Origin of the sequence: Serratia sp. CY32780 (assembly GCF_052169135.1) — a bacterium.
Taxonomy (GTDB): Bacteria; Pseudomonadota; Gammaproteobacteria; order Enterobacterales; family Enterobacteriaceae; genus Serratia; species Serratia sarumanii.
In genome coordinates this window covers 2,768,544-2,789,532 of record NZ_JBJNLI010000001.1, presented here as the reverse complement: position 1 = coordinate 2,789,532, position 20,989 = coordinate 2,768,544, and the positions used below count along the sequence as shown (strand labels likewise).

Sequence of the window (20,989 nt, the reverse complement as noted above, 5' to 3'; positions counted from 1 at the left end):
AAAGGGGTGTTAATTATAGTTGCAAATGATTATCATTAGTAAATGTGATCTGCAATCATTCGCAATTAAGCAAGCTAATGCCCCTATGTTAAGTCAGCCTTACTCCCTCCCGGCCTTTGAACTGCCGCAGCCGCGCTGGGCGCGCGGCCTGCTGCTCGCTCTGGCGGCGCACGCGGCGTTGGTGCTGCTGTTTTACTGGCCGCAGACGGCGCTGGAGCCGGTGGTGTTGCCACCGCCGGCGGTGATGATGAGCTGGGCGGCGCAGATTGAAGCGCCGGAAAGCAAGCCGCTGCCGCTGGGCGTGCAGCAGGCGGAATCCGCTGCGGCGCAGCCGGCGGAGCAGCAGCAACAGCCGGATCTGCCCAAGCTGGCGCGCGCCGAGAAAGCGAAAATCGTGACGGCGCAGAAGAAGCGCGCCGAACGCCGCCCCCCGCAAAAAACGCAGCCGCAGCCTAAGCCGCAGGAACAGGCCAAAGAGACGCGCAACGCCGCCGCGTCCAGCGCCGCCGCGCCGCAGGCGCAGACGCTCTCTCACCAGACCGCCGCACCGATCAACAGCGACGCCAACAGCAACGCGCAGGCCAAACTGTCGTGGGAGAGCCTGGTGAAAGGCAAACTGAACCGCATCAAGGATTACCCTTTGGATGCCCGCAGCCGCCGGCGCAGCGGCATGCCGCAGGTCAGTTTCAGCGTCGACGCGCAGGGGCGGGTCTCGAACGTTACGCTGCTGGTGCGCTCCGGCACTGCGTCGCTGGATCGGGAAGCGGTAGCGGTGGTGTCGCGCGCTCAGCCGTTGCCGCCTCCGCCGCCGGAGATGCTGCAGCAGGGGGCCGTCAGGGTGACGATGCCGATCGATTTCAATCTGGCGGAGCTGAATGCCCGCCGTTAATGCCCGCAGGCGCCGTATCGCCGTCGTGCGCCTTTTCAAACTTCGTGAGGGATTATGAATCCGCTGTTATCCACCCCGCGCCGTCGCATCGCGGCCGCGCTCTGGCTTTCTTTAGGCGTCGCCGGCGCCGCGCTGGCGCAACCGCAGCCGCCGTTGGCGGAACGCGCGCCGAAAGCGCTGACCGCCCACGGCGAGACGCGCACCGACGATTACTACTGGCTGCGCGACGACAGCCGAAAAGAGCAGAAGGTGCTGGACTATCTGAAGGCGGAGAACCGCTACACCGAGCAGATGATGGCGCCGTACCAGAAGCTGCGCGCCACGCTGTATCAGGAGATGCTGGGCCGCATGAACCCTGACGATCGTTCGGTGCCGTATCAGCTCAACGGCTATCGCTATCAGGAAAGCTACGCCGCCGGTAAAGATTTCGCGCGGTATCAGCGCCAGGCGCTGACCGCCGACGCGCCGTGGCAAACCTTGCTGGACGCCAATCAGCGCGCGGCCGGCCACGCCTACTATCGCCTGGGGGCGATGGACGTCAGCCAGGACAACCGCCGCCTGGCGGTGGCCGAAGATCTGCAGGGCCGCCGCCAATACCGCATTTCCCTGCGCGAGATAGGCAGCGAACGCTGGTCGCCGGAAACGCTGGAAAACACCTCCGGCAACATGGTGTGGGCCAACGACAACCAAACCCTGTTCTACGTGCGCAACCACCCGCAAACGCTGTTGCCATACCAGGTTTATCGCCATCAGTACGGTACGCCGACGGCGGAAGATAAGCTGGTGTACCAGGAAAACGATCCGGCGTTCTACCTCAGCCTCGGCCGCTCGTCCTCGCGTGATTACCTGATTCTGACCATCAGCGGCAACACCACCTCCGAAGTGCGCCTGATCGACGCCAACCAGCCGCAGCGCGAGCCGCAGCTGTTCGCCGCCCGGCAGAACGGCCGCGAGTATTATCTCGATCACTACCGCGGCGAGTTCTATCTGCGTTCCAACCATCAGGATCCGAACTTTGGCCTGTACCGCACGGCGGCGGCGGGCAATCCCTGGCAGACGCTGATCGCGCCGCAGGCGCAGCACGAGGTGGAGAACTTCAGCCTGTTCCGCGACTGGCTGGTGGTGCAGGAGCGCGCCAACGGGCTGGTGCAGCTGCGGCAAATCAGCTGGGACGGCAAAACCGAGCGCGCCATCCCGTTCGATGACGCCAGCTACATGGCCTGGCTGGGCTATAACCCGGAGCCGGACAGCGATCGGTTGCGCTACGGCTATTCGGCGATGACCACGCCGACCCGCACCTATGAGTGGGATCTGAACAAGGGCGAGCGCACCCTGTTGAAGCAGCAGGAGGTGAAAGGCGTCGATCCGAGCCTGTATCACAGCGAGCGCATCTGGGTAACGGCGCGTGACGGCGTGAAGGTGCCTGTCTCGCTGGTGTACCGCACATCGCTGTTCAAAAACGGGCATAACCCGCTGCTGGTGTACGGCTACGGCGCTTACGGCATGAGCATGGATCCGGCGTTCAGCGCCAACCGCATCAGCCTGCTGGATCGCGGCTTCGTCTATGCGTTGATCCACGTGCGCGGCGGCGGCGAGCTGGGGCAGAGCTGGTACAAGCAGGGCAAGCTGACGCACAAACCGAACAGCTTCAACGACTTCATCGACGCTACCCAGGCGCTGATCAAAGACGGCTACGGCCAACCGGGGCGCATCTATGCCATGGGCGGCAGCGCCGGCGGCTTGCTGATGGGGGCGGTGATCAATCAGGCGCCGCAGCTGTACAACGCGGTGGTGGCGCAGGTGCCGTTCGTCGACGTGGTGACCACCATGCTGGACGACAGCATTCCGCTCACCACCGGGGAATACGAGGAGTGGGGCAACCCGCACCAGCCGGCCGCCTATGCGCTGATGAAGTCCTACAGCCCGTACGACAACGTGCGCAAGCAGCGTTACCCGAACCTGCTGGTCACCAGCGGTTTGTACGACTCGCAGGTGCAGTATTGGGAGCCGGCCAAATGGGTGGCGAAGCTGCGGCGCTTCAAGCAGGGCGATTCGCTGCTGCTGCTCTCCACCGACATGACCGCCGGCCACGGCGGCAAATCGGGCCGCCTGGCGCGGCTGGAAAACGGCGCGCTGGAGTACGCCTTTATTTTGGCGGCGGACCGGCAGGCGCAGAAATAACCTTTAGCGCCGCAGCACGCTGCGGCGCAATAAAACAATAACAATCTTTTACCGCGCGTTTCGGCGGGCTTTTTGCTGGGCATTGTCGGCCATCAAATCTTATTGGCTATTTCTGGGGATATATGAAAATCAAAATGATAGCGAGCCTGATCGGCGCGGGACTGGCGCTGTACGGGTCGGCTGCGGCCGCGCAGGAACAGGCGGAAAATAATAAAGGCAACGTGGCGTTCAGCCCGCTCAACGTCTCGGCCGCCGACAGCGGCAAGAGCAGCGAAAAAGACGCGTTGGCCCGGCCGGGTGCATTCAGCTCGCGCGATGAAAACAAAAATCTGGAGTCGGTGGACAGCATTCTGCGCAGCATGCCGGGCACCTATACCCAGATCGATCCCAGTCAGGGGGCCGTCAGCGTCAATATCCGCGGTCTGAGCGGTTTTGGCCGGGTCAATACCATGGTCGATGGCATTACCCAGAACTATTACGGTACTTCCACGTCTGGTGTGATGTCACACGGTTCGACCAATAACCAGGCGGGGGTCTTGATAGATCCCAATTTTATCGTCGGAGTGGACGTGGCGCGCGGTGAGAACAGTGGCGGCAGCGGCGTAAATGCGTTGGCAGGCAGTGCTAACTTCCGCACAATCGGTGTCGATGATGTGATCTTTTCTGGCAATCCTTTCGGGGTGAGAACCAAATTCTCTGTCGGCAGCAACGGCATTGGCCGCAGTGGCATGATCGCCGTCGCCGGTAAGGGGCAGGCGTTTACCGATACCGGCAGCATTGGCGCGATGGCCGCGATCAGTGGGAGCTCCATTTACTCGAACTTCAACAATGGCGACGGTATCAGCAGCGAAGATTTTGGGTACGATGAATTTATGAAGCAAAATCCCAAGTCACAGCTGTTCAAACTGGATATCAAACCGAACGAGTTCAATAGCATTGAGTTTTCCGCCAGGAACTACCAAAACCGCTTTTCTCGGCGCGATATCGATAGCCATGACCTCTACCTCAAATATCACTATGCGCCGTTTTCGGAGTTGGTGGATTTAAACCTCACCGTCAGCACCAGTAAAGGCAATCAGAAATACGACGGCGGTTCGCTGTTCACCTTCTTTAACACCAACGCGGAAAACCGCTCCGATGCGCTGGATATCAATAACACCAGCCGATTCAGCCTGCTGGATACCGATGTAGCCTTCAGCTATGGCGGCAAACTGATGCGCAACCAATACCGTAAGCATGTAGAATCGGCTATAGAGAATTCGCAGACGGCGCAGGAAGCAATAGAAAATAATACCTTCGCGCCATCCGGCGAGCAGCGAATCGGCAGTTTATATACCGGCCTGCAGCTTAACCGGGATATCTATCAGCTCGATCTCAACCTGAACTACACCAGCAACAAGCTGACCGGTTACAAGCCTGAATGCGATTATCGCGTGGAGTGCTTCCCGCAAGGGGCCGCTAGCATCAATTTGAAAGAGCAAGGGTTCAATCCTTCGGTAATGCTATCGGCACAGGTGACGCCGTGGTTGCAGCCATTCGTCAGCTACAGCAAGTCGATGCGTGCGCCGAACATTCAAGAAGTGTTCTATTCCAACTCGGGTGGCGCATCGATGAACCCGTTCCTCAAAGGTGAACGAGCGGAAACCTGGCAGGCCGGCTTCAACGCCAACGGGCACGATTTGCTGGTGAAGGAAGACTCTTTACGCCTCAAGGTCGTGGGCTATACCAGTAAAGTGCGCAATTACATCTTCAGTGAATCTTACATGGTGTGCCGCAATGGACGGAAATGCAGCTATCGCGAAAATCTGGAAAACGATTGGGCCGATGCGAGCGAAGATTACTCGGACAATATGTATATCTACGTCAACTCTCTGACGCCGGTGCGTATGCATGGTGTTGAGGTTGAAGCCAACTATGATGCCGGACGAGCCTTCGCGCGCGTCTCTTTCAGCAAGCAGCACACCGAGCAGCCGACCTCCATCGCCAGCACTTATTTCGGCGCCGGGGATATCAATGAACTGCCGGACATGTACTTTACGTTGGATACCGGGGTGCGTTTTCTTGATGAATCGCTAACCGTCGGCAGCATCGTGAAATATACGGGCAAGACGCGTCGCCTGTCGCCGGATTACGAGCAGAGTGAATCGACCGGTGAAGTCCTCAAGCAGGAAATGCCGAATATTCCTACCGTTATCGACCTGTACAGCACTTATCAGATCAACCGCAACGTCATGCTGAAATTCAGCGTGCAAAACGTGATGAACAAGAGCTATTCCGAGGCGTTGAACAAACTGAATATGTTGCCGATCAAGGGGGATGACGCGACGGCCGCCAACACCGCCCGTGGGCGCACCTATATCTTCGGCGGGGAGGTGCGCTTCTAAACCGCAGCAGAGCAGGGTGCAGTCACTGCGCCCGTTTTGCCTGCAGCAGCCATTTGTCCAGCTCGTTGGCGAACTGCTGGCGGTCGCGCTGGTTCAGGGCGTTCGGGCCGCCGGTCTGGATGCCGCTGGCGCGCAGGGTATCCATAAAATCGCGCATGTTGAGGCGCTCGCGGATGGTGTCCGGCGTATAGCGTTCGCCGCGCGGGTTCAGCGCTACCGCGCCTTTCTCTATCACCTCCGCCGCCAGCGGAATGTCGGCGGTGATCACCAGATCGCCCGCTGCGCAGCGGCGCACGATCTCGTTGTCGGCCACGTCGAAGCCGGCCGCCACCTGCAGCGAACGGATGTACTTCGACGGCGGCGTGCGCAGCGGCTGGTTCGCCACCAGCGTCACTGTGATGGCGGTACGATCGGCGGCGCGGAACAGCACCTCTTTGATCACGTTCGGACAGGCGTCTGCATCGACCCAAATCTGCATCATTTCGGCTCCTGCAGCCAGTCGCGCACCGGCAGAAAATCGCGCGCCAGCGCCGCTTCCGGGCTATCGGCGTCCGGCTGGTAGTTATATTCCCAACGCACCAACGGCGGCATCGACATCAGAATGGACTCGGTGCGCCCGCCGGTTTGCAGCCCGAACAGCGTGCCGCGATCCCACACCAGGTTGAACTCCACATAGCGGCCGCGGCGATACAGCTGGAACTGACGCTCGCGCTCGCCCCAGGTCAAGGCCTTACGTTTTTCCACGATCGGCAGATAGGCGTCGAGGAAGCCCTGGCCCACCGCGCGGGTGAAGGCGAAACAGTGGTCGAAGTCCGGGGTGTTCAGATCGTCATAGAACAGGCCGCCGATGCCGCGCGCTTCGTTGCGGTGCTTGATGAAGAAGTAATCGTCGCACCACTGTTTGTATTTGGGGTAGACCTCGTCGCCGAACGGCGCGCACAGCTCGGCCGCGGTGCGGTGCCAATGCACGGCATCCTCTGCGAAACCGTAGAACGGCGTCAGATCAAAGCCGCCGCCGAACCACCACACCGGCGCCTCGCCCGGCTTTTCGGCGATGAAAAAGCGCACGTTGGCGTGGCTGGTGGGCACGTAGGGGCTGAGCGGGTGGATAACCAATGAGACGCCCATCGCCTGGAAGCTGCGCCCGGCCAGTTCCGGACGGTGCGCGGTGGCCGAGGCCGGCAGGGTGGCGCCGGAGACGTGCGAGAAGTTGACCCCCGCCTGTTCGAACACCGCGCCGTTGGTCAGCACGCGGCTGCGGCCACCGCCGCCTTCTTCACGCGTCCATTGGTCTTCGGTGAACGCGGCGCCGCCGTCGGCCTGGGCGAGCTGCGCGCAGATGTGATCCTGCAGCGCCAGCAGGAAGGATTTTACTTCAGCGATGTTAGGTAAACTCATGCGGGGTCTTTATAGCGTCTGGCTGAACAAGGCGCTGAGTATACTCTTATTCGCCGCCCGCGGCATCAGCGGGGTTTGCGTTGGTGGGCGTCGAAGTAGTCGAAGAAGTTAACGATGCCGTCCGCGATGGCGCGGGCAATCTTCTCGCGAAACGCGGTGGTGCCCAGCAGCCGCTCTTCGTTCGGGTTGGTGATGAACGAGGTTTCCACCAGCACCGAGGGAATGGACGGCGATTTCAACACCGCAAACGCCGCCTGTTCGGTGCTGTCGCTGTGCAGGTGGTGTACTGGGCGAATTTGGCCGAGCACGTGGCGGCCGAGCGTCAGGCTGTTGTTGATGGTGTCGGTTTGCACCAGATCGAACAGCACCTGCTGCAGGTAGTTGTCCTGATCCTTGTATTTGCCGCCCGCCACGTCGTCGGCGGCGTTTTCACGGTTGGACAGGTAGCGCGCCATGGCGCTGCTGGCGCCGCGGTTGGACAGGGCGAACACCGAAGCGCCGGAGGCCGACGGGCTGGTAAAGCCGTCGGCGTGAATCGAAATGAACAGGTCGGCCTGGTGCTGGTGGGCGATCTCCACCCGCTGGAACAGCGGAATGAACTCGTCTTCTTCACGCGTCAGGCGCGCCTCGACGTGATCGCGCTCATGCAGGAAACGGCGCACGTGGTTGGCGATTTCCAGCACGATGTGTTTTTCCTGCGAGCCTTCGTGGCCGACCGCGCCGGAGTCGATGCCGCCGTGGCCGGGATCGATCATCACCAGCTTCTTGGCACCGGCCGGTTTCGCCGCCGGCTTGCTGTGCTGATTGCGCAGCAGGCCTTCCGCCCTGGCGCGTTGGCTTTTCACGCCGAGCAGCGCCACCGCCAGGCCGGAAAGCAAAAGTTGGCGTCGCGTCGGGGAAACGGCAAGCGGTTTAAAATTGAGGAAGGGTTTACCCTGCTTTTTCATTACGCAACGCTCCGTCGACGTTTCTATTTTGCGACGTTATATCGTATTGATAATCATTAATCGACCCGATAACTATTTCCATTTATTACGCCTGTTACCGGCGATTTCTGGGCAAATAGCGCGGTAAATCGCAGTTTGATATTGCGTAAGTGAATAATCACGCGATAATCAGATAAACACCTTAATTAACAGCGGCCAACATCGATGGAAATTCGCGTATTTCGACAAGACGACTTTGAAGAAGTCATTACCCTGTGGGAGCGCTGCGATCTGCTGCGGCCCTGGAACGATCCGGAAATGGACATCGAGCGCAAGCTGAACCACGATCCGGAGCTGTTCCTGGTGGCGGAAGTCGGCGGCGAAGTGGTCGGTTCGGTGATGGGCGGCTATGACGGCCACCGCGGCTCGGCATATTACCTCGGGGTGCATCCCGACTATCGCGGGCGCGGCATCGCCAATGCGTTGATCAACCGTCTGGAGAAGAAGTTGATCGCCCGTGGCTGCCCGAAAATCCAGATTATGGTGCGCGAAGACAACGACACGGTGGTCGAGATGTACGAGAAGCTCGGCTACGAGATCCAGGGCATCACCAGCCTGGGCAAGCGGTTGATCGAAGATCAGGAATATTGAGCGGGCGGCGGGCGGCGGCGTTGCACCGCCCGCCGCAGTGCATTACGGCAGCTTTTTGACGGTTTTCACGTCCACTTCGACGCTGCTCCAGTCTTTATCCACTTTGCCTTCCAACTGCACCTTGTCTTTCGGCGTAACGGTTTGGCCGTTCCAGCGCTTGCGATCGATTTCGACCGTCAGCGTGCCGGTGGCATCGCGGAAGGTATAGGTGTCGTCGCCGATGCGCTGCTCGATATTGCCCTGCAGCATCACCCAGGTGTCATCGCTCAGCGATTTCACCTTGTCCACGGTGGTCAGCGCCGCGCTGGGGCCGGAGAAACCGCCCTGAGGAGCGGGTTGCGTTTGGGCCTGCGGCGCGGCCGGATCGAGGAACCCGCCTTGTTGCGCCAGTACCGGTGCGCTGCACAGCGCGATCAGAGCGGCCAGAGTCAGTTTTTTCATGTTGCGCTTCCTTATCATCGTTATCGAAAATCACATCCCGCTGATATCGGGCTGCTTGTTAAGTGCTAACGATTAAAACACACCGATCTTAAGAGCTTCTTAAGCCGACGCATTGAAATTCCCGCCGCCGGCGCCCATCTGTAGCCATAGTCTTTATTCTGTTGGCAAGGAACGATCGTTGAAGCCATTCTCACCCCGGTTTTCCCCGGACGATTACGACCAGCACGGCGCGCTGCGGTTGCCGCTGGGATTTTGGGCCGTGTTGATTTTGCAGGCGCGCACCTGGCTGCTGTTCGTGATGGCCGGCGCTTCGCGCGAGCAGGGCGAAAGTTTGCTGGCGCTATTTTATCCGGATACCCAACGTTTTTGGTACGGCATGCTGCTCGGCCTGCCGGCGGCGCTGGCGTTTTTGCTGAGCGGCCGCCGCCACCAATGGCCGCGGCTGTGGCGCGGCTGGCGCTGGGGGCTGGCTGTCTCCCTGCTGGCGTCGCTCGGCGGCTCGCTGTTCAGCCTGTGGCACCAGGACGGCGATGCGCCGGGGCTGGAGCTGGCGTTGGCGCTGCTCGATGCGCTGGCGCTAAGCTATCTGTTGCTGAATGCGCGCCTGAAAGCCTGCTTTGCGCCGGCGGAGCACGCCGACTAATTGCCGAGAAGTGCGGCACTTTTCGCATTTTCCGCACTCCAAGCTGGCAACCGTTGGCGTAGTGCGGGCCGTTGTGAGAGGCTGGCACGCAGCAAAATGCCGAGTGCGGCGGGGGCGGGTTACCGCCCCGTGCCATTGATGTTTAAGGAGCTAGAGATGAATATTCGCCCCCTGCTGTTAGGGCTTCCGCTGTTACTGACCGGCTGTTCGAGCATGTCCAATTTTTCCTGGTCCAGCCTGTCGCCGTTCAACTGGTTCGGCAGCAACCTGGAGGTCGGCGCCAAGGGCGTCGGCAAGCTCAACGCCGGCACGCCGATGTCGGAAAGCGCCATCAACGACGGGCTGGACGGCAACTACCGCCTGCGCGGCGGCATGGCGACCAGCAACGGCCAGATCGTCTCTTATTACCAGGCGCTGTCCGGCGACGAGGTGAAGCTGGTGATCACCGGCGAACCGAAAGGGCACCTGCAGCGGGTAGACGTGCTGGATCCGCAAGTGGCGACGGAGTGGGGCAACAAGCTCGGCACGCCGTTCGGCGACATGTACAGCAAGGCGTTCGGTTCCTGTAAACCGGGCAGCGGCGAAGACGCCGGTAAAGTGGAGTGCGTGGCGGAGCAGAGCAAGTACGTCACCTACATCTTCAGCGGCAAGTGGGCCGGGGCGCAGGATATCATCCCGCCGGACGACACCCTGAAAAGCTGGACGGTCAGCAAAATCATCTGGCACGCCAAGCCGCAGCAGTAACGCGTTCAACGGGCGTCGGTTCGCGGCGCCTGTCTTTTCAAGCCATTACCCCTATTTTCTTTGCGCTGCTGCAAGGCAATCGCCCGTGCTTGCGGTATGATAGCGCGCGTTTGTAACAGGGAACCCGCGCGTCAACCGCCATACCTTACCTGTTGCCGGATTCTGGTATTGAGGATAACAACATGACACAGGTTCAGAGCGGCATTCTGCTGGAGCACTGCCGTTTCGCCATTTTTATGGAAGCCAGCGTACAGGGCGAATTCGCCGACTTGCGCCAGGGCTGCAAGCAGTTTTGTCAGACGCTGAGCGAGCTGCAGCAGCAGTTCCCCGATGCGCGCCTCGGCGCGGTGATCGCTTTCGGCTACGACGTTTGGCACGATCTCTCCAGCGGCCAGGGCGCGCAAGAGCTGAAGCCGTTCACGCCGCTCGGCAAAGGGCTGGCGCCGGCCACCCAGCGCGATATGCTGATCCACATCCAGTCGCTGCGTCATGACGTCAACTTCACGCTGGCGCAGGCCGCGCTGGCGGCGTTTGGCAACGCCATCAAGATTGAAGAAGAAACCCACGGTTTCCGCTGGGTGGAAGAGCGCGATTTGAGCGGCTTCATCGACGGCACCGAAAATCCACAGGGCGAGCAGCGCCCGGCAGTGGCGACGATCGCCGAAGGCGAAGAGGACGCAGGCGGCAGCTACGTGCTGGTGCAGCGCTACGAGCACAACCTGCGCCAGTGGCAGCGCTTTACCACCGAACAGCAGGAGCAGATCATCGGCCGCACCAAGCACGACAGCGAAGAGCTGCCGGCCGATCAGCGCCCGGATACCTCGCACGTCAGCCGCGTCGATCTGAAAGAGAACGGCAAAGGCCTGAAAATTCTGCGCCAGAGCCTGCCTTACGGCACCGCCAGCGGCAAGCATGGCCTGTTCTTCATCGCCTATTGCGCACGCCTGCACAATATTGAGCAGCAGCTGCTGAGCATGTTCGGCGATCTGGACGGCAAACGCGACGCGATGCTGCGTTTCAGCCGTGCGGTGACCGGCAGCTACTACTTCGCGCCATCGCTGACGCGCCTGCTGTCACTTTGACGCCGTTGCTGAAGCCGGCTCGCCCGGCTTCGGTCCGTTTCCCCGCCCCAAAACGCCTCGCATTCCCTGCCTTATAGCGTTTGATGCTTGTAAATCACTAAACGGTATATAAAAGCGTTACAGCTCCGCACCGAGTTATAAATACACTGGTCGTCAATAAGGCGAAAGCCTGAAGGAATGACTCAGTGATAAGGTGCAGAATGAAACAAAACCGGGTTAAAAATCTCGTGCTGAAAGGTTGGCTGGCGGCTGCGCTGTTGGCGAGCGGCGCCGCGTCGGCGGCGGAATTGCTGAACAGCTCTTATGACGTTTCCCGTGAATTGTTCGTCGCGCTGAATCCCGGCTTTGAACAGCAGTGGAATCAACAGCATCCGAACGATAAGCTGACCATCAAACAATCGCATGCCGGCTCGTCGAAGCAGGCGCTGGCGATCCTGCAGGGTTTGCGCGCCGACGTGGTGACGTACAACCAGGTCACCGACGTGCAAATCCTGCACGATCGCGGGCAGCTGATCCCGGCGGACTGGCAGGCGCGTCTGCCGAACAACAGTTCGCCGTTCTATTCCACCATGGCGTTTCTGGTGCGCAAGGACAACCCGAAGGGCATCCATACCTGGAACGATCTGGTGCGCGACGACGTGAAGCTGGTGTTCCCGAACCCGAAAACCTCCGGCAACGGCCGTTACACCTATCTGGCCGCCTGGGGCGCCGCCAGCCAGGCCGACGGCAACGACGCGGCCAAGACCCGCGCCTTCATGACCCGCTTCCTGAAAAACGTGCTGGTGTTCGATACCGGCGGTCGCGGCGCGACCACCACCTTCGTCGAGCGCGGCTTGGGCGACGTGCTGATCAGCTTCGAGTCCGAAGTGAACAACATCCGCAAGCAATACGGTGAAGACAAGTACGAAGTGATCGTGCCGCCGGTCGATATTCTGGCGGAGTTCCCGGTGGCCTGGATCGACAAAAACGTCGAGCGCAACGGCACCGAACAGGCGGCCAAAGCCTATCTGAACTATCTCTACAGCCCGGCGGCGCAGCAGGTGATCACCAGTTTCTACTATCGCGTGTATGACCAGAAAGCGATGGCGGCGGCGAAGGGGCAATTCCCGGACACCCAACTGTTCCGCGTGGAAGATCAATTCGGCGGCTGGCCGCAGGTGATGAAAACCCACTTCGCCACCGGCGGCGAGCTGGATCAGCTGTTAGCGGCAGGGCGCAAGTAAATGTTGGCGTTGTCGTCCAGTAAGCGGGTGCTGCCCGGATTTGGCCTCAGCCTCGGCAGCAGCCTGTTTTATACCTGTTTGATCCTGCTGCTGCCGCTCACCGCGCTGGTGATGCAGCTGGCGCAGATGAGCCTGGCGCAATACTGGGAAGTGATTTCCAACCCGCAGGTGGTGGCGGCGTATAAAGTGACGCTGCTGGCGGCCGGCGTCGCCAGCCTGTTCAACGCGGTGTTCGGCATGCTGATGGCCTGGATCCTGACGCGCTACCGTTTTCCCGGCCGCTCGCTGCTGGACGGCCTGATCGATCTGCCGTTCGCGCTGCCGACCGCGGTGGCCGGCCTGACGCTGGCGGGGCTGTTTTCCACCACCGGCTGGTACGGTCAGTGGCTGGCGCACTTCGACATCAAGGTCACCTTTACCTGGCTTGGGATCGCGGTAGCGATGGCGTTCACCAGCCTGCCGTTTGTGGTGCGCACCGTGCAGCCGGTTCTGGAAGAGCTGGGGCCGGAATACGAAGAGGCGGCCGAGACGCTGGGCGCCACGCGCTGGCAGAGCTTCCGCCGCGTGGTATTGCCTGAGGTGGCGCCGGCATTGTTGGCCGGCACCGCCATCTCCTTTACCCGCAGCCTGGGCGAGTTCGGCGCGGTGATTTTCATCGCCGGCAACATCGCCTGGAAGACGGAAGTGACCTCGCTGATGATTTTTGTGCGTTTACAGGAGTTCGATTATCCGGCGGCCAGCGCCATCGCCTCGGTGATCCTGGCGGCGTCGCTGCTGCTGCTGTTCAGCATTAACGTCTTGCAAAGCCGCTTCGGCAGACGTTTGGGAGGAGGGCACTGATGGCTGATGTCTCCGCCTTCAACGGCGCCGAGCGCCCGCGCGTCAACTGGGGCAAGTGGACGCTGATCGCCATCGGCGCGCTGTTCTCGGTGCTGCTGCTGGTGGTGCCGATGATATCGATTTTCGCCGAGGCCTTTTCCAAAGGATTCGGAGCGATGTGGAGCAACTTGCTCGATCCGGACATGCTGCACGCCATTTGGCTGACGGTGTTGATCGCGCTGATCACCGTGCCGTTCAACCTGGTGTTCGGCACGTTGCTGGCGTGGCTGGTGACGCGCTTCACTTTCCCCGGCCGCCAGCTGCTGCTGACGCTGATCGATATCCCGTTCGCCGTTTCACCGGTGGTGGCGGGGCTGATTTACCTGCTGTTTTACGGCAGCAACGGCCTGCTGGGCGGCTGGCTGGATGCGCATAACATCCAGATCATGTTCTCCTGGCCGGGCATGGTGCTGGTGACCATTTTCGTCACCTGCCCCTTCGTGGTGCGCGAGCTGGTGCCGATGATGCTCAGCCAGGGCAGCCAGGAAGACGAGGCCGCCATTCTGCTGGGGGCGTCCGGCTGGCAAATGTTCCGCCGCGTGACGCTGCCCAACATTCGCTGGGCGCTGCTGTATGGCGTGGTGCTGACCAACGCGCGCGCCATCGGCGAGTTCGGCGCGGTGTCGGTGGTGTCCGGTTCGATTCGCGGCGAAACCTACAGCCTGCCGCTGCAGGTCGAGCTGTTGCAGCAGGATTACAACACCGTCGGCTCCTTTACCGCCGCCGCGCTGTTGACCCTGATGGCGATCGTTACCCTATTTTTGAAGAGCGCGCTGCAGTGGCGTCTGGAACGTCAAAACGCGCGTCTCGAGCGGGAGGAAAATCATGAGCATTGAGATTAACGGCATCAACAAGTACTTCGGTCGCACCAAGGTATTGAACGATATCTCGCTCGATATTGCTTCCGGCGAGATGGTGGCGCTGCTCGGGCCGTCCGGTTCCGGCAAGACCACGCTGCTGCGCATTATCGCCGGGCTGGAAAGCCAGAGCGGCGGCAAGCTGGGCTTCCACGGCACCGACGTCAGCCACATGCACGCGCGCGACAGGCGCGTGGGCTTCGTATTTCAGCACTATGCGCTGTTCCGCCATATGACGGTGTTCGACAACATCGCCTTCGGCCTGACCGTGCTGCCGCGTCGCGAGCGGCCGAACGCCGCGGCGATCAAACAGAAAGTCACCCAGCTGCTGGAAATGGTGCAGCTGGCCCACCTGGCCAACCGCTATCCGTCGCAGCTGTCCGGCGGCCAGAAACAGCGCGTGGCGTTGGCGCGCGCCCTGGCGGTGGAACCGCAAATTCTGCTGCTGGACGAACCGTTCGGCGCGCTGGATGCGCAGGTGCGCAAAGAGCTGCGCCGCTGGCTGCGTCAGCTGCACGAAGAGCTGAAGTTCACCAGCGTGTTCGTCACCCACGATCAGGAAGAGGCGATGGAAGTGGCCGACCGCATCGTGGTGATGAGCCAGGGCAATATCGAACAGGTAGGCTCGCCGGAAGAGATCATGCGCGAACCGGCCAGCCGCTTCGTGCTGGAGTTCATGGGGGAAGTGAACCGCCTGAACGGCGAGATCCGCGGCTCCCAGCTGTTCGTCGGCGCGCACCAGTGGCCGCTGTCGTTCCAGCCGATGCACCAGGGCAGCGTCGATCTGTTCCTGCGCCCGTGGGAAATGGAAGTGGCGACCGAAAGCAGCGAGCGCTGCCCGCTGCCGGTGCAGGTGCTGGAAGTCAGCCCGCGTGGCCACTTCTGGCAGTTGACGGTGCAGCCAATCGGCTGGCATCAGGAGCCGATCGGCGTGGTGTTGCCGGAAGGCAACCCAACCCCGGTGCGCGGCGGCCGTTATTACGTCGGCAGCCTCAATGCGCGGCTGTATGCCGGCGATCAACTGCTGCAACCTGTTGCGTTAGCCAAAAGCGCCTGATAGGTTTTAGCTGCCCTTTTATTCAAGGCAACCCCCGGGTTGCCTTTTTACTTTACGCACACCAACACACAGGCAAAGATCGTGACAACGCTCGAACAATGCATCGGGAATACCCCGCTGGTACAACTGCAACGGCTGGCCGCCCAGGCGGGCAGCGAGGTATGGGTCAAACTGGAAGGCAATAACCCGGCGGGCTCGGTGAAGGATCGAGCTGCGTTGGCGATGATCCAGCAGGCGGAGCTGCGCGGCGAGATCAAGCCCGGCGACGTGCTGATCGAGGCCACCAGCGGCAACACCGGCATTGCGCTGGCGATGATCGCCGCGCTCAAAGGCTATACGCTGAAGCTGCTGATGCCGGAGAACATGAGCCTGGAGCGGCAGGCGGCGATGCGCGCCTACGGCGCCGAGCTGATCCTGGTCAGCCGTGAGCAGGGAATGGAAGGGGCGCGCGATCTGGCGCTGGAGATGCAGCGTCAGGGGCAGGGCAAGGTGCTGGACCAGTTCAACAACCTCGACAACCCCTACGCCCACTTCACCACCACCGGCCCGGAGATCTGGCGCCAGACCGAAGGGCGCATCACCCACTTTGTTTCCAGCATGGGCACCACCGGCACCATTACCGGCGTAGGCGGTTACCTGAAGAGCCAGAATCCGCAGGTGCAGATCATCGGCCTGCAGCCGGCTGAAGGCAGCAGCATCCCCGGCATTCGCCGTTGGGCGCCCGCTTACCTGCCGGGCATTTTCCGCCCGGAGCTGGTGGATCAGGTGCTGGATATCGAGCAGCGCGATGCCGAGCAGACCATGCGCCAGCTGGCGCAGCGTGAAGGCATCTTCTGCGGCGTCAGCTCCGGCGGCGCGGTGGCCGGTGCCCTGCGCGTCGCGGGGGCCCATCCCGGCAGCGTCGTGGTGGCGATCGTCTGCGATCGCGGTGACCGTTACCTCTCCACCGGCGTGTTCGACTGAGCGCTCCGTCCCGGCGGCGCGTTCCGCCGGGAAACCCCCTCTCACTTCCCTTTTGACCGACGGCATATCCGCCCCGCCAGCATGGCGGCTGGCGCCTGCCTGCATGCCAATGCCCTGACAGAAGTAGAGAAATCGTGCGACAGCAGCCACACTAACGGTGGCGAGACGCGAACGGCGATGTGTAAGGATTGAGTAAAACCGGCTGCGGGCCGGCGGAATTGGCGGGAAAATAACGAAAATCGGTGAAGGAGCAAGGCATGAAAATTTTACTGGTCGACGATGACCTGGAGCTTGGCACCATGCTGAGCGAATACCTGACGGGCGAAGGCTTCGACGCCACGCTGGTGCTGACCGGCAAGGCGGGAGTAGAGGGCGCGCTGTCGGGCGACTATACCGCGATGATCCTCGATATCATGCTGCCGGACATGAGCGGCATCGACGTGCTGCGCGACGTGCGTAAAAAGAGCCGGCTGCCGATCATCATGCTGACCGCCAAAGGCGACAACATCGATCGGGTGATTGGCCTGGAGATGGGCGCCGACGATTACATGCCCAAGCCGTGCTACCCGCGCGAACTGGTGGCGCGTCTGCGCGCGGTGCTGCGCCGGTTCGAAGAGCGGCCGCAAGAGGCGGACGACGAGGCCGCCATCAGCTTCGGCGAGCTGACGCTGAACCCTTCAACCCGCAGCAGCGAATGGCGCGGCAAGGCGTTTGATTTGACCGCTTCGGAATTCAATCTGCTGGAGCTGTTGCTGCGCGCGCCGGATCGCGTGGTGTCGAAGGACGAACTGTCCGAGAAGGGGCTGGGGCGCCCGCGCGAGGCCTATGACCGCAGCGTGGACGTGCACATCAGCAATATCCGCCAGAAGCTGAGCGCGTTGGCCGGCAGTAAGCTCATTATCGAGACGGTGCGCAGCATCGGCTATCGCATTCGGTAATCTGACATGCGCGGAAGACTGTTCTGGAAAATTTTACTCGGCTTTTGGCTGACCTTCATCATCATGACACAGGCGCTGTGGGTGGCGTTTTCTCTCTATGGCGATCGCTATGTGCCGCCGGAGAACGCTATGGCGCGGCGGGTGATCGGCCTGCAGCTGGCCTCGGCCGCCACCCAGTTGCGCAGCGGTGGCATGCCGGCGCTGGAAGCCCTGATGCGCGACTGGCCCGAGGACGACAGGCGTTTGCTGTCCGTGACGCCGATGACCCAACCGCCGCCGCCCGCGCCGGAAGAGCCGGCGTTTGAAGGGCGGCGGATGCCGAAAGAGATCTCTGCCTGGGTGCAGACCGGGGAAGGGCAGGGATACTGGCTGAGTTATAACGTGCGCGCGTTGCGGGAAGAGTATCGGCCGGAGCGGCGTTCCCACTTCTTCAACATTCCTGCGCCGATGCTGTGGGTCGGCGGGCTGGGCGGTTTGCTGTTCAGCGCCGTGCTGGCCTGGAACCTGACCCGGCCGATGCGTCAGCTGCGCGGCGGTCTGGATCGGGTGGCGCAGGGCGATCTGTCGGTGCGGCTGTTCCCGAAGATGCGGCGCCGCCATGACGAGCTGTCCGACGTGGCGCGCGATTTCGACACCATGGCCGAGCGGCTGGAACTGCTGGTCAGCGCCCGCGAGCAGCTGTTGCACGACGTTTCGCACGAGCTGCGTTCGCCGCTGGCGCGCCTGCAGCTGGCGATCGGCCTGGCGCGGCAGAATGCCGGCAACGTTGAAACCTCGCTCAAGCGCATCGAACACGAATCGGGGCGGCTGGACAAAATGATCGGCGAGCTGCTGGCGCTGTCGCGTACCGAACACAGCAGCCTGCCGGACGAGGAGTATTTCGATCTGTACGGCCTGGTGGATGCGGTGGTGAGCGATGCGCGCTACGAGGCGCAGGTGCCCGGCGTGGATATCGTGCTGCAGGCCGAGTCGGACGTGGAGTACACCGTCAAGGGCAATGCGGAGCTGATGCGGCGAGCGGTGGACAACATCGTGCGTAATGCGCTGCGCTTTTCCAGCCACGGCCAGCGGGTGACGGTGGCGCTCACGCGCGTCGATAACCAGTTTCAGATCGCGGTCAGCGATCAGGGGCCGGGGGTCGAGGAGGCGAAGCTGTCGAGCATCTTCGATCCGTTCGTGCGCGTGAAGTCGGCGCTGTCGGGCAAGGGCTACGGCCTGGGGCTGGCGATTACCCGCAAAGTGGTGCTGGCGCACGGCGGCCAGGTTGAGGCGCGCAACGGCGATAAAGAGGGGCTTGTCATTACCCTGCGCATCCCGCGCTGGCCGTCATAACGTAGCGAAATCGGGATACGACGAAGGGGATAAAAAAACGGCGCCGAGGGCGCCGTTTTTCTTGCTCATCCGCGCTTACTTCTTGATGCGGATAATCGGGGTTTCGCCAACGGTCACGCTGCCGGACAGTTTGATCAGCTCTTTGATCTCGTCCATGTTGGAGATAACGACCGGCGTCAGGGTAGACTTGGCTTTCTCTTCCAGCAGTGGCAGGTTGAACTCGATAACCACGTCACCTTTCTTGACGCGCTGGCCTTCTTCGGCGATGCGTTTGAAGCCTTCGCCTTTCAGTTCTACGGTATCGATGCCGAAGTGGACGAACAGCTCAATGCCGCTGTCGGATTCGATAGAGAATGCATGGTTGGTTTCGAAAATCTTGCCGATGGTGCCGTCAACCGGAGCAACCATTTTGTTGCCGGCCGGTTTGATGGCGATACCGTCGCCAACGATTTTTTCAGCGAACACTACGTCCGGCACATCTTCGATATTGACGATTTCGCCAGAAAGGGGAGCGACGATCTCGATAGTGCCCGTGTCTTTCTTGTCATCAGAAACCAGAGATTTCAGTTTATCGAACAAACCCATGATCTTCTCCTAAGCATTAAATTGGGCGGCGTTCCAGTGTCGTGGAAGTTTAGCAGAGCGTTTTTTCTTCGATGAATTTATTGACGCAATTCATCAGGTCTTGTGCCGTTGGCTGTGCCAAGGCCTGCGCTGCCAACGCCTTCACATCTTCGAAATTCGTGTTACGAATAATTTTCTTGATGCGCGGGATTGAAATCGCACTCATGCTGAACTCATCCAGCCCCATGCCCAATAACAACAGTGTAGCACGCTCATCGCCAGCCAGTTCGCCGCACATGCCGGTCCACTTGCCTTCCGCGTGAGATGCATCAATAACCTGTTTGATCAGGCCTAGCACTGATGGGGACATCGGGTTATAGAGATGAGAAATCAGCTCGTTGCCGCGATCTACCGCCAGAGTATACTGGGTTAGATCGTTTGTCCCAATACTAAAGAAGTCGACTTCTTTCGCCAGGTGGTGAGCGATGACCGCCGCAGCCGGTGTTTCCACCATCACGCCCACTTCGATGCTCTCGTCAAACGCCTTGCCTTCTTCGCGCAGCTGCGCTTTCAGCGTCTCGATTTCGCCTTTCAGATCGCGCACTTCTTCCACGGAGATGATCATCGGGAACATGATGCGCAGTTTGCCGAACGCCGAGGCGCGCAGGATGGCGCGCAGCTGGGCGTGCAGGATTTCACGGCGGTCCATCGCGATGCGGATGGCGCGCCAGCCGAGGAACGGGTTCTCTTCCTTCGGCAGGTTCATGTACGGCAGGTCTTTGTCGCCGCCGATGTCCATGGTACGGACGATCACGGCCTGCGAGCCCATGGCTTCCGCCACGGCTTTATAAGCCTGGAACTGCTCGTCTTCGGTCGGCAGCGAGTCGCGGTCCATGAACAGGAACTCGGTACGATACAGGCCGACGCCTTCCGCGCCGTTGCGCTCTGCACCCGCGACGTCGCGCACGGTGCCGATGTTGGCGCAGACTTCAACCTGATGGCCGTCCAGCGTAATCGCCGGCAGGTCCTTCAGCTTGGCCAGATCGTTTTTCTCGGTGATGTATTGGTTCTGGGCGGCTTTCAGCTGATCGATAACGTCAGCGGTCGGGTTAACGTAAATTTTGTTGTTAACCGCATCCAGAATCAGGTAGTCGTCGTTTTTCACCTGCTTGGTCACGTCGCTGGTACCGACGATCGCCGGCAGCTCCAGGGAGCGCGCCATGATAGAGGTGTGGGAAGTCCGGCCGCCGAGATCGGTAATGAAGCCCAGTACTTTGTCCAGGTTCAGCTGCGCGGTCTCGGACGGGGTCAGATCGGTGGCCACCAGGATCACTTCGTCCTGAATGGAGCCCAGATCGACGATCGGCATGCCCAGAATATTCTGCAGCAGGCGCTTACCGATGTCGCGCACGTCGGCGGCGCGTTCTTTCAGGTACTCGTCGTCCAGCTCTTCCAGCGCTTTCGCCTGACCTTCGATCACGGTGTAGGCGGCGGCGTCTGCGGAGGCCAGATCGTCTTTGATTAGGGCTATGATTTCCTGCTCAAGCTCTTCGTCTTCCAGCAACATGATGTGGCCTTCGAAGATAGCTTCCTTCTCTTCGCCGAAGGTTTCGCCAGCTTTGGTCTTGATCGCTTCCAGCTGTTCGGACGCTTTCGCGCGGCCGGCCAGAAAACGCGAGACTTCCTGCTCTACTTGATCAGCAGAGATTTTCTTCCGGTTGATGACGATGTCGTCTTCTTTCAGCAAGAGAGCCTTACCAAAAGCGATGCCCGGTGATACTAAAATGCCTGAAATCATAACCCTACCTTACTCTTGACTGGTGTTAACTAAAAAGAC

At 60.8% G+C, this 20,989-nt stretch carries 20 protein-coding genes; 14 read left to right on the top strand and 6 right to left on the bottom strand.

Annotated elements, in window-relative coordinates:
- Window positions 1–85: 85 nt before the first annotated feature.
- The 3 genes from ACJ8HH_RS13480 to ACJ8HH_RS13470 all read left to right on the top strand — a co-directional run bounded on the left by ACJ8HH_RS13480 (window position 86) and on the right by ACJ8HH_RS13470 (window position 5,454).
- On the top strand, window positions 86–889 hold the full coding sequence (locus ACJ8HH_RS13480; protein ID WP_060451754.1) for a TonB family protein: 804 nt from the start codon (window positions 86–88) through the stop codon (window positions 887–889).
- 54 nt (window positions 890–943) lie between these two features.
- Window positions 944–3,070, top strand: coding sequence for a S9 family peptidase (locus tag ACJ8HH_RS13475; RefSeq protein WP_080289013.1), 2,127 nt, complete (start codon window positions 944–946; stop codon window positions 3,068–3,070).
- A gap of 122 nt (window positions 3,071–3,192) precedes the next feature.
- Window positions 3,193–5,454, top strand: a complete 2,262-nt coding sequence (locus ACJ8HH_RS13470; protein ID WP_442520236.1) for a TonB-dependent receptor domain-containing protein — start codon at window positions 3,193–3,195, stop codon at window positions 5,452–5,454.
- A 22-nt stretch (window positions 5,455–5,476) separates the two neighbouring features.
- Here the strand turns inward: ACJ8HH_RS13470 and ACJ8HH_RS13465 are convergent, their stop codons facing one another.
- The 3 genes from ACJ8HH_RS13465 to amiA all read right to left on the bottom strand — a co-directional run bounded on the left by ACJ8HH_RS13465 (window position 5,477) and on the right by amiA (window position 7,799).
- Complete coding sequence (locus ACJ8HH_RS13465) at window positions 5,477–5,932, bottom strand: YaiI/YqxD family protein (protein WP_041038074.1); 456 nt, start codon at window positions 5,930–5,932, stop codon at window positions 5,477–5,479.
- Entirely contained in the window at window positions 5,932–6,852 is a 921-nt protein-coding gene (gene hemF, locus ACJ8HH_RS13460; RefSeq protein ID WP_047571066.1) for an oxygen-dependent coproporphyrinogen oxidase, read from the bottom strand. Before hemF ends, ACJ8HH_RS13465 begins: the two co-directional genes overlap by 1 nt.
- 65 nt (window positions 6,853–6,917) lie before the next feature.
- Window positions 6,918–7,799 (bottom strand): N-acetylmuramoyl-L-alanine amidase AmiA, encoded by an 882-nt coding sequence (gene amiA, locus ACJ8HH_RS13455; protein ID WP_033654993.1) that lies wholly within the window; start codon window positions 7,797–7,799, stop codon window positions 6,918–6,920.
- 204 nt (window positions 7,800–8,003) lie between these two features.
- On the opposite strand from amiA, the gene ACJ8HH_RS13450 reads away from it, so the two are divergent.
- Window positions 8,004–8,429, top strand: coding sequence for a GNAT family acetyltransferase (locus ACJ8HH_RS13450; RefSeq protein WP_004936504.1), 426 nt, complete (start codon window positions 8,004–8,006; stop codon window positions 8,427–8,429).
- 42 nt (window positions 8,430–8,471) lie between these two features.
- Here ACJ8HH_RS13450 and ACJ8HH_RS13445 read toward each other — a convergent pair whose 3' ends face one another.
- Window positions 8,472–8,870 (bottom strand): YgiW/YdeI family stress tolerance OB fold protein, encoded by a 399-nt coding sequence (locus ACJ8HH_RS13445; RefSeq protein ID WP_004936500.1) that lies wholly within the window; start codon window positions 8,868–8,870, stop codon window positions 8,472–8,474.
- Between the two features lie 178 nt (window positions 8,871–9,048).
- On the opposite strand from ACJ8HH_RS13445, the gene ACJ8HH_RS13440 reads away from it, so the two are divergent.
- The 10 genes from ACJ8HH_RS13440 (at window position 9,049) to ACJ8HH_RS13395 (ending at window position 18,588) form a co-directional block, all read left to right on the top strand.
- The gene (locus tag ACJ8HH_RS13440; protein WP_033649848.1) at window positions 9,049–9,513 is read left to right on the top strand and encodes a DUF2919 domain-containing protein; all 465 of its coding nucleotides are present in this window, start codon (window positions 9,049–9,051) and stop codon (window positions 9,511–9,513) included.
- Between the two features lie 156 nt (window positions 9,514–9,669).
- A complete protein-coding gene (locus tag ACJ8HH_RS13435) occupies window positions 9,670–10,257 on the top strand; it encodes an RpoE-regulated lipoprotein (protein ID WP_033649847.1) in 588 nt (195 codons plus the stop codon).
- A gap of 182 nt (window positions 10,258–10,439) precedes the next feature.
- Window positions 10,440–11,339 (top strand): Dyp-type peroxidase, encoded by a 900-nt coding sequence (locus tag ACJ8HH_RS13430; RefSeq protein ID WP_033649846.1) that lies wholly within the window; start codon window positions 10,440–10,442, stop codon window positions 11,337–11,339.
- 200 nt (window positions 11,340–11,539) lie between these two features.
- On the top strand, window positions 11,540–12,562 hold the full coding sequence (locus ACJ8HH_RS13425; RefSeq protein WP_033635463.1) for a sulfate ABC transporter substrate-binding protein: 1,023 nt from the start codon (window positions 11,540–11,542) through the stop codon (window positions 12,560–12,562).
- Entirely contained in the window at window positions 12,563–13,402 is an 840-nt protein-coding gene (cysT, locus tag ACJ8HH_RS13420) for a sulfate/thiosulfate ABC transporter permease CysT (RefSeq protein WP_019453852.1), read from the top strand.
- Window positions 13,402–14,277 carry a sulfate/thiosulfate ABC transporter permease CysW gene (gene cysW / locus ACJ8HH_RS13415; protein ID WP_033635461.1) on the top strand — a complete coding sequence of 292 codons (876 nt, stop codon included), beginning with the start codon at window positions 13,402–13,404 and terminating at the stop codon, window positions 14,275–14,277. The genes cysT and cysW overlap by 1 nt, the downstream gene beginning before the upstream one ends.
- Window positions 14,267–15,355: a sulfate/thiosulfate ABC transporter ATP-binding protein CysA gene (cysA, locus tag ACJ8HH_RS13410; protein ID WP_033635460.1), complete on the top strand. Its 1,089-nt coding sequence runs from the start codon at window positions 14,267–14,269 to the stop codon at window positions 15,353–15,355. The genes cysW and cysA overlap by 11 nt, the downstream gene beginning before the upstream one ends.
- 81 nt (window positions 15,356–15,436) lie before the next feature.
- Window positions 15,437–16,318, top strand: coding sequence for a cysteine synthase CysM (gene cysM / locus ACJ8HH_RS13405; protein WP_048322112.1), 882 nt, complete (start codon window positions 15,437–15,439; stop codon window positions 16,316–16,318).
- A 257-nt stretch (window positions 16,319–16,575) separates the two neighbouring features.
- A complete protein-coding gene (locus ACJ8HH_RS13400; protein WP_033635459.1) occupies window positions 16,576–17,256 on the top strand; it encodes a response regulator transcription factor in 681 nt (226 codons plus the stop codon).
- 6 nt (window positions 17,257–17,262) lie between these two features.
- Complete coding sequence (locus ACJ8HH_RS13395) at window positions 17,263–18,588, top strand: ATP-binding protein (RefSeq protein ID WP_041036181.1); 1,326 nt, start codon at window positions 17,263–17,265, stop codon at window positions 18,586–18,588.
- Between the two features lie 75 nt (window positions 18,589–18,663).
- Here ACJ8HH_RS13395 and crr read toward each other — a convergent pair whose 3' ends face one another.
- Both crr and ptsI read right to left on the bottom strand, forming a co-directional pair.
- A complete protein-coding gene (gene crr / locus ACJ8HH_RS13390; RefSeq protein WP_004936467.1) occupies window positions 18,664–19,173 on the bottom strand; it encodes a PTS glucose transporter subunit IIA in 510 nt (169 codons plus the stop codon).
- A 49-nt stretch (window positions 19,174–19,222) separates the two neighbouring features.
- On the bottom strand, window positions 19,223–20,950 hold the full coding sequence (gene ptsI, locus ACJ8HH_RS13385) for a phosphoenolpyruvate-protein phosphotransferase PtsI (protein WP_015378671.1): 1,728 nt from the start codon (window positions 20,948–20,950) through the stop codon (window positions 19,223–19,225).
- Window positions 20,951–20,989 lie beyond the last annotated feature (39 nt).